The sequence below is a fragment of the Streptomyces sp. IBSNAI002 genome (genome assembly GCF_052244475.1).
Taxonomy (GTDB): Bacteria; Actinomycetota; Actinomycetes; order Streptomycetales; family Streptomycetaceae; genus Streptomyces.
Genome location: NZ_JBQPXG010000002.1, coordinates 2409240 through 2421157, shown reverse-complemented (window position 1 = coordinate 2421157; position 11918 = coordinate 2409240). Strand labels below are relative to the sequence as shown.

The 11918-nt window shown below is 72.3% G+C and carries 14 protein-coding genes; 13 read left to right on the top strand and 1 reads right to left on the bottom strand.

The features are described from left to right. The first annotated feature begins 29 nt into the window (after nucleotides 1-29). Nucleotides 30-1232 (top strand): DNA sulfur modification protein DndB, encoded by a 1203-nt coding sequence (locus tag ACTVZO_RS11770; RefSeq protein ID WP_443298329.1) that lies wholly within the window; start codon nucleotides 30-32, stop codon nucleotides 1230-1232. 129 nt (nucleotides 1233-1361) lie between these two features. Next, complete coding sequence (locus ACTVZO_RS11765; RefSeq protein WP_384224132.1) at nucleotides 1362-2009, top strand: NYN domain-containing protein; 648 nt, start codon at nucleotides 1362-1364, stop codon at nucleotides 2007-2009. A gap of 67 nt (nucleotides 2010-2076) precedes the next feature. Here ACTVZO_RS11765 and ACTVZO_RS11760 read toward each other — a convergent pair whose 3' ends face one another. After that, nucleotides 2077-2709 carry a TIGR03085 family metal-binding protein gene (locus tag ACTVZO_RS11760; RefSeq protein ID WP_443298328.1) on the bottom strand — a complete coding sequence of 211 codons (633 nt, stop codon included), beginning with the start codon at nucleotides 2707-2709 and terminating at the stop codon, nucleotides 2077-2079. A 92-nt stretch (nucleotides 2710-2801) separates the two neighbouring features. On the opposite strand from ACTVZO_RS11760, the gene hisI reads away from it, so the two are divergent. The 11 genes from hisI to lgt all read left to right on the top strand — a co-directional run bounded on the left by hisI (nucleotide 2802) and on the right by lgt (nucleotide 11899). Further along, complete coding sequence (gene hisI / locus ACTVZO_RS11755) at nucleotides 2802-3170, top strand: phosphoribosyl-AMP cyclohydrolase (protein ID WP_215146488.1); 369 nt, start codon at nucleotides 2802-2804, stop codon at nucleotides 3168-3170. Between the two features lie 15 nt (nucleotides 3171-3185). After that, nucleotides 3186-4676: an anthranilate synthase component I gene (locus ACTVZO_RS11750; protein ID WP_443298327.1), complete on the top strand. Its 1491-nt coding sequence runs from the start codon at nucleotides 3186-3188 to the stop codon at nucleotides 4674-4676. A 14-nt stretch (nucleotides 4677-4690) separates the two neighbouring features. Continuing rightward, on the top strand, nucleotides 4691-5341 hold the full coding sequence (locus tag ACTVZO_RS11745; protein ID WP_443298326.1) for a TIGR02234 family membrane protein: 651 nt from the start codon (nucleotides 4691-4693) through the stop codon (nucleotides 5339-5341). Between the two features lie 121 nt (nucleotides 5342-5462). Continuing rightward, nucleotides 5463-5714 carry an HGxxPAAW family protein gene (locus ACTVZO_RS11740; protein WP_362300106.1) on the top strand — a complete coding sequence of 84 codons (252 nt, stop codon included), beginning with the start codon at nucleotides 5463-5465 and terminating at the stop codon, nucleotides 5712-5714. Nucleotides 5715-5767: 53 nt separating this feature from the next. Beyond that, nucleotides 5768-6247, top strand: coding sequence for a DUF2752 domain-containing protein (locus ACTVZO_RS11735; protein ID WP_443298325.1), 480 nt, complete (start codon nucleotides 5768-5770; stop codon nucleotides 6245-6247). Between the two features lie 172 nt (nucleotides 6248-6419). After that, complete coding sequence (gene trpC, locus ACTVZO_RS11730) at nucleotides 6420-7229, top strand: indole-3-glycerol phosphate synthase TrpC (protein WP_443298324.1); 810 nt, start codon at nucleotides 6420-6422, stop codon at nucleotides 7227-7229. A gap of 7 nt (nucleotides 7230-7236) precedes the next feature. Continuing rightward, nucleotides 7237-7461, top strand: coding sequence for a tryptophan biosynthesis modulator TrpM (trpM, locus tag ACTVZO_RS11725; protein ID WP_443298323.1), 225 nt, complete (start codon nucleotides 7237-7239; stop codon nucleotides 7459-7461). Between the two features lie 218 nt (nucleotides 7462-7679). Next, nucleotides 7680-8924, top strand: coding sequence for a tryptophan synthase subunit beta (trpB, locus tag ACTVZO_RS11720; protein WP_443298322.1), 1245 nt, complete (start codon nucleotides 7680-7682; stop codon nucleotides 8922-8924). Further along, complete coding sequence (gene trpA / locus ACTVZO_RS11715) at nucleotides 8921-9733, top strand: tryptophan synthase subunit alpha (protein WP_443298321.1); 813 nt, start codon at nucleotides 8921-8923, stop codon at nucleotides 9731-9733. The genes trpB and trpA overlap by 4 nt, the downstream gene beginning before the upstream one ends. A gap of 95 nt (nucleotides 9734-9828) precedes the next feature. Continuing rightward, a complete protein-coding gene (locus ACTVZO_RS11710) occupies nucleotides 9829-10803 on the top strand; it encodes a DsbA family protein (protein ID WP_443298320.1) in 975 nt (324 codons plus the stop codon). Between the two features lie 88 nt (nucleotides 10804-10891). Then, entirely contained in the window at nucleotides 10892-11899 is a 1008-nt protein-coding gene (gene lgt / locus ACTVZO_RS11705) for a prolipoprotein diacylglyceryl transferase (protein ID WP_443298319.1), read from the top strand. The last annotated feature ends 19 nt before the right edge of the window (nucleotides 11900-11918 follow it).

Below are 11918 nucleotides of genomic sequence, written 5' to 3'. Positions count from 1 at the left end.
CAATGGTGCCGAGGAGACGGGTGGGGACCATGGCAAAGACGAACACCGATGAGATCGACCTCTCGGCAGGGATGTTCATCCGCTGCCTGCCGGTCGACGACTGGACCACGCACATCCAGGTCCCCTTCAAACACCTGAAGGTGATCACCCACGACCCGGTCGTGCTCCAGTCGGGAAACGCCAAACAGCGGCCCACCGACGTCACGGACGAGGACATCGAGCTGCACTCGCTGGTGCAGCGGGGTCTGGAGCTGGGGAAGAAGACCAACATCCCCAAGTACGCCGCCTACATCCAGCGTTACGTGACCCGCGAGCGCGCCGCCGTGCTGCCCCCCATCCACCTGTGGACCGAACACCCCCTGTCCATCGTGCAGTCCACGCACCAGGGCGCCCTGCAGAACTTCCTCTGCGTCCCCCACGGCCTGAAGCTGATCGCCATCGACGGGGAGACCCAGCTGGCCAGCCACTACCACCTGGAGCGCTCCCTCGTCGGCAGGGAAGAGGAGCGCAAGCAGCACGCCGACGCCTACCTGAGCGCGGTGGTGCACGACAACAGGACCCCGCTGGAGGCCCGCCAGTTCTTCTACGACCTCAACGTGCTGGGGGTCAGGGTGAACTCGGCCATCGCCCTCAGCATGGACACGGCCGACCCGCTGATGGAGGTCGTGGGGCGCCTCTCGGAAGAGATCCCGTTCTTCCGGGGGAAGGTCGAGCGGATCTCCCGCCAGATCAAGAAGAACAGCCCCAAGGTGGTCAAACTCCAGGACCTGCGGCAGTTCGTGGTCAACATGGTCCACGGCATCGCCGGCGTCCAGTACGGCACCAAGCCCGCCCCCGTCGACCACGTCGACCTGGCCGACCTCGAATCCGCCGCCCGCGACTGGCTGTCGGCCTACTCCGAGGCCTTCGCGGAGGAGATCGCCGACCGCGAGCAGTGCGTCGCCGCGATGGGCAGCGTGCTGGCGGCCGTCGGAGCGATGGGCCGCGGGATCCTGGAGGGCCCCGCCGAGGACCGGGCCGACCGCCTCGAAGAGCTGCTCGACAGCCTCAAGAAGGTGGACTGGCGCAAGGGCGACCACTGGCTGGGCACGGCCCTGACCAAGACCCCGCAGGGCAAGTACACGATCAACGGGCCCAAGCAGTCCGCCTACGCCGTCTTCGGCGCCCTGAGCGATCCCGCGAGCCCCGCCTACGCGGTCGTCCGCGGCGAGCCGGCCTCACCGGGGCTGTGAGCCGCCCCCCCCGGGCACCGCGACGCGCAAGAAAAAACGGCCCCGTCGCCGGGGCCGTTCCTGTCGGCGTGACCGCCGAACTCGTATGAAGCCACCGTAACAGGCGGGCCGTCCCCGCCGGGAGAACCTGTGAGCAGCGTCATCGCCTACGTCGACGGACCCAACCTCGACTACTCCATCCGAGCGACCTACGGCCACCGGTACCTCTGGCTGGACCTCGCGGCGCTGGTGGAGCGGCTGCGCCCCGACGACACCCTCCGGCGCGTCCAGTACTGCACCACCCTGGTCGTCAAGGACCCCGCGGCCCTCGCGGACCAGAAGACGCACCTGGACGCCCTCGCCGCGCACCGCCCCCGCGACGTGCGGACCGAGCTCGGGCACTACACCGTCCAGAAGCCGCGCTGCTCCTCGTGCCGTCAGGGCTACCGGTGCGGCTGCACGCCGCCCCGCCGGTTCCGCCGGTTCGAGGAGAAGCGGACCGACGTGGCCATCGGAGCCCGCCTCGTCGAGGACAGCGCCCGCGGGGCCTCGGACGTCGCGCTGATCGTGTCCGCGGACTCCGACCTCGTGCCCGCGGTCGAGGCCGCCCGGCGCCTGGACCCGCTGCGCAGGATCTACCTGGCCCTGCCGCCGGGCTACGCGAGGCCGAGCCCGCACTTCCACTCGGTCGGCGCCTTCACGATCAACGAGGCCGCCCTGCGCGGCAGCCAGCTGCCCGAGACCGTCACCGAGGCCGCCACGGGAGCCGTGTACAGCCGTCCCGCCGGGTGGAAGTGAGGACGCCCGCCGGGCCGGCCCGCCCGGCCCAGGCGGCGCGGGTCAGGCAAGATCCGGAAGAGACGGCCTAGATGCCCAGCCTGGCCGCCGTCAGCTTGGCGACGGCCTCCTTCTCGCCGTCCAGGGCGACCGCGGCGGCGTCCTGGCGGCCGAAGCAGAACAGGGTCAGCTCGCCCGGCTCGCCCGTCACCGTGACCACCGGGGTGCCCTTGTGCGCCACCGCCGTCCGGCCGTCCGGGCGGCGCAGGACCAGGCCCACCGGCGAGCGGCGGCCCGTCAGGCGGGCCAGCTTCTCCAGGCGGGACCACAGCGAGTCCGAGAACACCGGGTCCAGCTCCCGCGGGGACCAGTCCGGCTGCGCCCGCCGCACGTCCTCCGCGTGCACGAAGAACTCCACCGCGTTCGCCGCCTCGTCGATCTGCTTCAGCGCGTACAGCGACAGCTTCGGCGGGCCGGTGCGGATCAGCTGGACGAGCTCCTCGTACGGCTTGGCGGTGTACTCCGCCATCGCCGCGTCCAGGCGGTTCTTCAGCACGTTCAGCAGCAGGCCGCCCGCCGCGTCCGGGCGGCGCTCGCGCACCACCACGTGCGCGGCCAGTTCCCGGCAGGTCCAGCCGTCGCACAGCGTCGGCGCCTCCGGCCCGGCCGCCTCCAACAGGTCGGCCAGCAGCAGTCGTTCGCGCTTCGCATGGGTAGACATGCGGGCCAGCCTACGGCCGGAACGCGGCGCGCGCCCGCCCATCAGGCGGACGGGAATCCGTGCCGGGCGCCGCGGCCCGGCACAATGGCCCCATGAGTACGTCCCCCCGCCCCGGCAGCCTCGATCCCGCCATCGCCGCACGCCTCAAGCGATCCGCCGACGGCCTGGTACCGGCCATCGCCCAGCAGTACGACACCGGTGAGGTGCTCATGCTCGGGTGGATGGACGACGAGGCCCTGCACCGCACCCTGACGACCGGCCGCTGCACCTACTGGTCGCGCAGCCGGCAGGAGTACTGGGTGAAGGGGGACACCTCCGGCCACTTCCAGCACGTGAAGTCCGTCGCCCTCGACTGCGACGCCGACACCGTGCTCGTCAAGGTCGACCAGGTCGGCGCCGCCTGCCACACCGGTGCCCGCACCTGCTTCGACGACGATGTCCTCCTCCGCGACGCCGACTAGGTAGGCCCCACGCACATGGATCTCGATACGTTCCGCAAGCTCGCGGCCGACCGCCGCGTCATCCCCGTGAGCCGCAAGCTGCTGGCCGACGGGGACACCCCCGTCGGGCTCTACCGCAAGCTGGCCGCCGAACGCCCCGGCACCTTCCTGCTGGAGTCCGCCGAGAACGGCCGCTCCTGGTCCCGGTACTCCTTCGTCGGCGTACGCAGCGACGCGACCCTGACCGCCCGGGACGGCCAGGCGCACTGGATCGGCACCCCGCCCGTCGGCGTACCCACGGCCGGCGACCCCCTGGAAGCGCTCCGCGCCACCGTCGAGGCCCTGCACACTCCTCGCGACCTCGCGGGCGGGATGCCGCCCTTCACCGGCGGCATGGTCGGCTACCTCGGCTACGACATCGTGCGGCGCCTGGAGCGCATCGGCGAGCAGACGGCCGACGACCTGGAGCTGCCCGAACTGACCATGCTGCTCACCTCCGACCTGGCGGTCATGGACCACTGGGACGGCACCGTCCTGCTCATCGCCAACGCCATCAACCACAACGACCTCGACACCGGCGTGGACGAGGCGTACGCCGACGCCGTGGCGCGCCTCGACGCCATGGAGGCGGACCTCGCCCGCCCCGCCCCGTACACCCCGACCCCGCTGCCCGCCTCCGAGCTGCCGCGGTTCTCCGCGCTGTGGGGCGGCGAGGCGTACCGGGCGGCCGTCGAGGAGGTCAAGGAGCGCATCCGGGCCGGCGAGGCCTTCCAGGTGGTGCCCTCGCAGCGGTTCGAGACCCCCTGCCAGGCCTCCGCGCTGGACGTCTACCGGGTGCTGCGGGCCACCAACCCCTCCCCGTACATGTACCTCTTCCGCTTCGAGAACGGCTTCGACGTGGTCGGGTCCAGCCCCGAGGCGCTGGTCAAGGTCGAGGACGGGCGGGCCATGGTCCACCCCATCGCCGGCACCCGCCACCGGGGCGCGACCCCGCAGGAGGACAACGACCTCGCCGAGGAGCTGCTGGCCGACCCCAAGGAGCGCGCCGAGCACCTGATGCTCGTCGACCTCGGCCGCAACGACCTGGGCCGGGTCTGCGAGCCGGGCTCCGTCGAGGTCGTCGACTTCATGAGCATCGAGCGGTACTCGCACGTCATGCACATCGTGTCCACCGTCACCGGGCGGGTCGCCGAGGGCCGGACCGCCTTCGACGTGCTCACCGCCTGCTTCCCGGCCGGCACCCTCTCCGGTGCGCCCAAGCCGCGCGCCATGCAGATCATCGAGGAGCTGGAGCCCACCCGCCGCGGCCTGTACGGCGGCTGCGTGGGCTACCTGGACTTCGCCGGGGACTCCGACACGGCCATCGCCATCCGCACCGCGCTGCTGCGCGACGGCACCGCGTACGTGCAGGCGGGAGCCGGGGTCGTGGCCGACTCGGTGCCCGAGCTGGAGGACAACGAGTGCCGCAACAAGGCGGCCGCCGTGCTGCGCGCGGTGGGAGCGGCGAACCGCCTCCACGGCTCCTGAGGGCGTAGGGGATAGTGGGGTACGTGAGTGCCGTACCCCCGCCCCCGCCCCCCGCCGGTCCCGCAGCCGAGGCCCCCGACAGCAGGAGCAGCCGCCGCAGCGTGGCCGTCGCCCTGCTGCTCGGCACCCTCGGCTCCACCGTCGTCCTGCTCGCCTCCGGCCGGGTCTGGGCCCGCGGCACCGCCGCCATCGGCGGCGATTCGCTCGCGCTGACCGCGGACGGCCGGGCCGTCACCGGACTCCCCGCCGCCCTGGCCATCGTCGGCCTCGCCGCCCTGGTCGCCGTCTTCGCCGTACGCGGCAAGAGCCGGCTGCTGGTGTCGGGGCTGCTGGCGCTCAGCGGCCTGGGCGCCGCCCTGTCCGCGCTGCTCGCCGCCGACGGCCGCCGCGCCCTGGACGCGGAGGCGGCCCGGACGACCGCGGACACCGCCGCGCACGTGGCGGGGCTGACCCAGACGGCGTGGCCGTCCGTCACGGCCGCCGGGGCGGCCCTGATCCTCGCCGCCGGGCTGCTGGCCCTGTGGTTCGGGCGGAGCTGGCCCGCGATGGGCGGCCGCTACGAGCGGGACGGCAGCCCCCGCACGCGCAAGCGGGCCGTGGTGGATCCGGACCGGCCGGAGGATCTGTGGAAGGCTCTGGACCGCGGTGAGGACCCGACCAACTGACGGACCCCCGTGGACGGCGGCCGCGCCCGGTGCGGGACAATGGGCACCGAGCGTTCGACTACACACCGCGACACACCGCGCGCTCGACAGAGCACCGCGACAGAGCAACGAGGAGCAACTCATGGCGGGCACAGACCACGGACACACCCCGGCCGCCTGGACCGGTGTCATCATCGCCTTCATCGGCTTCTGCATCTCCGGCGCCTTCATGGTGCTCGCGAACCCGCTCGGCTTCTGGGCCGGCCTGGTCGTGGTCGTGATCGGCGGTGTCGTCGGCATGGCGATGAAGGCGGCGGGCATGGGTGCGCCGAAGGCCGCCCACAAGGACCTCGCCGAGGTCATCGCCGCCTCCAAGGTCCCCGCCAAGGTCTGAGCGCGGCACGGAGGATCCGAAAGGCGCGGCCCCGTCGGGCTGCGCCTTTTGTCATGACCGGTGAGAATCAGCGGGTGGACGCCTTTCGCACCCCCGATGCCCTGCCGCCGCGGGCCGCGCCCGCCGTACCGGTGAGCCGGGTCCGGCGGCTGCGCGCACCGGCGCTCACCCTGGCCGGGGCCGTCGCGGCGTTTGCGTACGTAGGCACCGTGAACCCGAACGAACCGGGCCACTACCCGGTCTGTCCGCTGCTGCGGCTGACCGGGATCCTGTGCCCCGGCTGCGGCGGGCTGCGCAGCGCGTACGCGTTCGCCCATGGCGATCTGATCACCGCTTTCGGGGCAAATGCCCTCGCCGTCGCGGGCTACTTCGTCTTCGCGGGGTTCATGCTCCTGTGGCTGGTCCGCGCCGTCCGCGGCGGGCCGGTGCCCCGGTTGGCCTTGCGGCCGCTGTACTGGTGGGGGATCGGCGGGGCGGCCCTGGTCTTCGCCGTTGTCCGAAATCTTTCTTTCGGCTCCGCACTGGCCCCCTGAGGCCCTTACGGGGCCTGGTTGAAGCCCCGATTCCGGATGTCCAGTTACTGGGACGGCGTCAACCACGTGCGGAGGCCAAGGCCTCCTGCGGATACCATTTGATTGCTGACCTTGCAGTTGTACGTGTCTGCAAGGCGGCCGACCGTCATCGACCCGGAAGGGGGCCGCTCGCGTGAGTGTGCTCGACGAGATCATCGAAGGGGTCCGCGAAGACCTTGCCGAACGGCAGGCCCGCGTGAGCCTCGACGAGCTCAAGGAGCGTGCCGCCAAGGCGCCCCAGGCCAAGGACGGCGTCGCGGCACTGCGCGGTGACAGCGTGAAGGTGATCTGCGAGGTCAAGCGCTCCAGCCCGTCCAAGGGCGCGCTGGCCGCGATCGCCGATCCGGCCGGCCTCGCCGCCGACTACGAGGCGGGCGGTGCGGCGGTCATCTCCGTCCTCACCGAACAGCGCCGTTTCGGCGGCTCGCTGGCCGACCTGGAGGCCGTCCGCGCCCGCGTGGACATCCCGATCCTGCGCAAGGACTTCATCGTCACGGCGTACCAGCTCTGGGAGGCCCGCGCCTACGGCGCCGACCTCGTGCTGCTGATCGTCGCGGCCCTGGAGCAGGAGGCCCTCGTCTCCCTCATCGAGCGGGCCGAGTCCATCGGCCTCACCCCGCTCGTCGAGGTCCACGACGAGGACGAGGTCGAGCGCGCGGTCGCGGCCGGCGCCAAGATCATCGGTGTCAACGCCCGCAACCTCAAGGACCTCAAGGTCGACCGCTCCACCTTCGAGCGCGTCGCCCCCGAGATCCCGGCCCACATCGTCAAGATCGCCGAGTCCGGCGTCCGCGGTCCGCACGACCTGATCGCCTACGCCAACGAAGGCGCCGACGCCGTCCTCGTCGGGGAGTCCCTGGTGACCGGCCGCGACCCGAAGGCGGCCGTGGCCGACCTCGTCGCCGCCGGCGCCCACCCCGCCCTGCGCCACGGGCGGAGCTGACCGCTCCATGGCCCGCCACCGCCCCTCCGTCAGCACGCAGCACCGGCCGCCGGCATCCCGCCGCGGCCCGGTCGGCGCGCCGACGGCGCACGCGCCCCTGGCGCGCGGCTGCCGCCCCCGCGGCTGCCGCGCCCCGGCCCGGCGCGTACACGGGCGGCGGGTCCGCTACGTGATCGGCTCCGAGCCCGGTCAGGTCAACGGCATGCGATGGCGCCGCGGAGACGCGCCGTAACGAGGCCCCGGAGCGGGCGGTACGAGACGTACCGTGCCGCGCCCCGGCGGTCCCGTACGGCCCGCCGACCGGGCCCGACGGCTCCGGGCGGCGGGTTCTCCCTCCCGCAGACAGCGCGGACCGACCCCCGTGGGGGTGCGGCCGTGCGCGTGTCGCGGGCGGGCGGCGCCATACGGTGACAACCACCCGTCGCATCCCGTTCCCGTAGGAGCACCGGCATGTCCAGCCAATTCTTCATCCCGGACCCGGAGGGTCACGTCCCGAACGCCGAGGGTTACTTCGGTGACTTCGGCGGCAAGTTCATCCCGGAGGCGCTCGTCGCCGCCGTGGACGAGGTCGCGGTCGAGTACGAGAAGGCCAAGGGCGACCCGGCCTTCGCGGCCGAGCTCAACGACCTGATGGTCAACTACACCGGCCGGCCCAGCGCCCTCACCGAGGTGCCCCGGTTCGCCGAGCACGCCGGCGGCGCGCGGATCTTCCTCAAGCGCGAGGACCTCAACCACACCGGCTCGCACAAGATCAACAACGTGCTGGGCCAGGCGCTGCTCACCAAGCGCATGGGCAAGACCCGCGTCATCGCCGAGACCGGCGCCGGCCAGCACGGCGTGGCCACCGCCACCGCGTGCGCCCTCTTCGGCCTCGAGTGCACCGTCTACATGGGCGAGATCGACACCCAGCGCCAGGCCCTGAACGTGGCCCGGATGCGGATGCTGGGCGCCGAGGTCATCGCCGTGAAGTCCGGCTCCCGGACCCTGAAGGACGCCATCAACGAGGCGTTCCGCGACTGGGTCGCCAACGTCGACCGGACCCACTACCTCTTCGGCACGGTCGCCGGCCCGCACCCCTTCCCGGCCATGGTCCGCGACTTCCACCGGGTGATCGGCGTGGAGGCCCGCCGCCAGATCGTCGAGCGCGCCGGCCGGCTGCCCGACGCCGTCGCGGCCTGCGTCGGCGGCGGCTCCAACGCCATCGGCCTCTTCCACGCCTTCATCCCCGACGCCGGGGTCCGCCTGGTCGGCTTCGAGCCCGCCGGGCACGGCGTCGAGACCGGCGAGCACGCGGCCACGCTGACCGCGGGCGAGCCCGGGATCCTGCACGGCTCCCGCTCGTACGTCCTCCAGGACGAGGAGGGCCAGATCACCGAGCCCTACTCCATCTCGGCCGGTCTGGACTACCCGGGCATCGGCCCGGAGCACTCGTACCTCAAGGACACCGGCCGCGGTGAGTACCGCGCGGTCACCGACGACGCCGCGATGCAGGCCCTGCGCCTGCTCTCCCGCACCGAGGGCATCATCCCGGCCATCGAATCGGCGCACGCCCTGGCGGGCGCCCTCGACCTGGGCAAGGAGCTGGGCAAGGACGGCCTGATCGTGGTCAACCTGTCCGGCCGCGGCGACAAGGACATGGACACGGCCGCCCGCTACTTCAACCTGTACGACGCCTCCGAGGGGGAGACCAAGTGAGCGGCAACATCGAACTCCTCTCGGCCGCCCTCGCCAAGGCGAAGTCCGAGGACCGCGCGGCCCTCGTCGCCTACCTGCCGGCGGGCTTCCCGACCGTCGACGGCGCCATCGAGGCGGTCAAGGCCGTCATCGCGGGCGGCGCGGACGTGGTCGAGGTCGGCCTCCCGCACAGCGACCCGGTCCTGGACGGCGCGATCATCCAGACCGCCGACGACATCGCCCTGCGCGGCGGGGTCAAGATCGCCGACGTGATCCGGACGGTCCGCGAGGCGCACGAGGCCACCGGGGCCCCGGTCCTGGTGATGACGTACTGGAACCCCATCGACCGCTACGGCGTCGAGCGGTTCACCGCCGAGCTGGCGGCGGCGGGCGGCGCCGGCTGCATCCTGCCCGACCTGCCGGTCCAGGAGTCCGCTCTGTGGCGCGAGCACGCCGACAAGCACGGTCTGGCGACCGTCTTCGTCGTGGCCCCCAGCAGCAAGGACGAGCGCCTCGCCACCATCACGGCGGCCGGTTCCGGCTTCGTCTACGCGGCTTCCCTGATGGGCGTCACCGGCACCCGCGCCTCGGTCGGCGCCGAGGCCGAGGAACTGGTCGGGCGGACCCGCCGGACCACCGACCTGCCGGTCTGCGTGGGCCTGGGCGTCTCCAACCCCGAGCAGGCCAGGGAAGTGGCCGCATTCGCGGACGGCGTGATCGTCGGTTCGGCCTTCGTCAAGCTGCTGCTGGACGCTCCGGACCTGCCGGCCGGGCTGGCCGCCGTACGGTCGCTGGCGGGCGAGCTTGCGGAAGGCGTACGCAGGAGCTGACGGGAAACGCACACCCGAACGGGTTCTGTAGCCCGATCGGGTGGAAGTGGGGGCGGGGAGGCACGCGAGTGCCTCCCCGCTTCGTTTGGCCGAACGTGAGCGAGAAGAACGACGGTGCGAACCGCGATGCGACGAAACGATCGGCCCGCGAGCGACTCCAGGCGGAGCGCGACCGGCAGAAGGCCCGGGACAGGCGTCGGCGCACGCTCGTCGTGTCGGCGGCGGTGGTCGGCGTACTCGGCCTGGCCGCCGTCATCGGCGTGATCGCGGCCAACACCGGCAAGGAGGGCGGCGGCAAGGCCGGCCCGGTGGTCGCGCCCTCCGGAGCCAGCGGCAAGGACGCGCTGGCCATCCAGACGGGCAAGGGCGAGGCCAAGTCCACCCTGACCGTGTGGGAGGACTTCCGCTGTCCCGCCTGCAAGGCCTTCGAGGACAACTACCGGGACACGGTCCACGAGCTCGAGGCCAAGGGCCTGCTCAAGGTCGACTACCACGTGGTCACGCTCATCGACGGGAACATGGGCGGCAGCGGCTCGCTGAAGGCGGCGAACGCTGCGGCCTGCGCGCAGGACGCCGGCAAGTTCGCGGCCTACCACGACCTCCTCTTCCAGAACCAGCCGCCGGAGACCGACGACGCCTACGGCCAGAACGCGAAGCTGCTGGAACTGGCCGCCCAGGTGGACGGCCTGGACACCCCCGCCTTCCGCAAGTGCGTCGAGGACGGCACGCACAACACCTGGGTGGGCACGGTGCACGACGCCTTCCGTGCCGGCAACTTCAAGGGCACGCCGACCGTGCTGCTGGACGGCAAGAACATCTTCTCGGACCAGGCCGATCAGCTGACCCCGCAGAAGCTGAAGGAGCGGGTCGAGGCGGCGGCCGGGACCTCCGGCGGCGGCGCGGGGGCCTCGAAGGAAGCCGGGAAGGCGGCCGGGAAGGGCTCGCCCTCGGCCGGCACGGCGTCCGGGGCCACCCCGGGCGCGACCCCCGGGGCGAAGGCCACACGGGGGCCGGGGACGGCGTCGAAGACGCCCGCGAACAGCGGATCGGACGGTTCCGCGGGGAACTGAGCGACGCCCGTGCCGTGTGTTGATTCGGTATCGGCTTGCCGGGCGGGTTGCGGTGTGCACCGCCCGGCAGGGTAGCGTCGGGTCTGCCATGGACATTGCTTACATCCCCAGTCCGTCGACCGGCGTGATCCATCTCGGACCGATCCCGCTCCGCGGCTACGCGTTCTGCATCATCATCGGCGTCTTCGTCGCCGTCTGGCTCGGCAACAAGCGGTGGGTCGCGCGCGGCGGAAAGCCGGGCACGGTCGCGGACATCGCCGTGTGGGCGGTGCCGTTCGGCCTGGTCGGCGGTCGCCTCTACCACGTGATCACCGACTACCAGCTCTACTTCGGCGAGGGCCGCAACTGGGTCGACGCCTTCAAGATCTGGGAAGGCGGCCTCGGCATCTGGGGGGCGATCGCGCTCGGCGCGGTGGGCGCCTGGATCGGCTGCCGGCTGCGCGGCATCCCGCTGCCGGCCTGGGCGGACGCCCTGGCCCCGGGCATCGCGCTGGCCCAGGCCTGCGGGCGCTGGGGCAACTGGTTCAACCAGGAGCTGTACGGCAGGGCCACCGACCTGCCGTGGGCGGTGGAGATCAGCGCGGGCCCGAACCGGGACGCCGGCACCTACCACCCGACCTTCCTCTACGAGTCGCTGTGGTGCATCGGCGTCGCGGTCCTGGTCATCTGGGCCGACCGCCGCTTCAAGCTCGGGCACGGCCGGGCCTTCGCCCTGTACGTGGCCGCCTACTGCGTGGGCCGCGGCTGGATCGAGTACATGCGGGTCGACGAGGCGCACCACATCCTGGGCCTGCGGCTGAACGTGTGGACCTCGATCGTGGTCTTCGTCCTGGCCGTCGTCTACTTCGTCCTGTCGGCGAAGCTGCGCCCGGGCCGCGAGGAGATCGTCGAGCCGGACCGCTCCGGCGCCGAGGGCGGGAAGGACCCGGCTCCGGCCGACGCGGACGCCGAAACCAAGGCCGCTGATCCCAAGGCCGCCGAGACGAAGGACGCCGAGACGAAGGACGCCCTGACCAAGGACGCCGAGCCCGACGCTCCCAAGCCCGACCTGGCCAAGGCAGAACCGGCCGAGGCCCCGGAGGCCAAGAAGCTCTGACCGCACCGGTCACGGAAGG

Excerpts from the sequence above, each read along its gene's own strand:
- ACTVZO_RS11770 (WP_443298329.1), top strand. The coding sequence starts at position 30 with ATGGCAAAGACGAACACCGATGAGATCGACCTCTCGGCAGGGATGTTC.
- ACTVZO_RS11760 (WP_443298328.1), bottom strand. The coding sequence starts at position 2,709 with ATGTCTACCCATGCGAAGCGCGAACGACTGCTGCTGGCCGACCTGTTG.
- hisI (WP_215146488.1), top strand. The coding sequence starts at position 2,802 with ATGAGTACGTCCCCCCGCCCCGGCAGCCTCGATCCCGCCATCGCCGCA.
- ACTVZO_RS11750 (WP_443298327.1), top strand. The coding sequence starts at position 3,186 with ATGGATCTCGATACGTTCCGCAAGCTCGCGGCCGACCGCCGCGTCATC.
- ACTVZO_RS11740 (WP_362300106.1), top strand. The coding sequence starts at position 5,463 with ATGGCGGGCACAGACCACGGACACACCCCGGCCGCCTGGACCGGTGTC.
- ACTVZO_RS11735 (WP_443298325.1), top strand. The coding sequence starts at position 5,768 with ATGACCGGTGAGAATCAGCGGGTGGACGCCTTTCGCACCCCCGATGCC.
- trpM (WP_443298323.1), top strand. The coding sequence starts at position 7,237 with ATGGCCCGCCACCGCCCCTCCGTCAGCACGCAGCACCGGCCGCCGGCA.
- trpB (WP_443298322.1), top strand. The coding sequence starts at position 7,680 with ATGTCCAGCCAATTCTTCATCCCGGACCCGGAGGGTCACGTCCCGAAC.
- lgt (WP_443298319.1), top strand. The coding sequence starts at position 10,892 with ATGGACATTGCTTACATCCCCAGTCCGTCGACCGGCGTGATCCATCTC.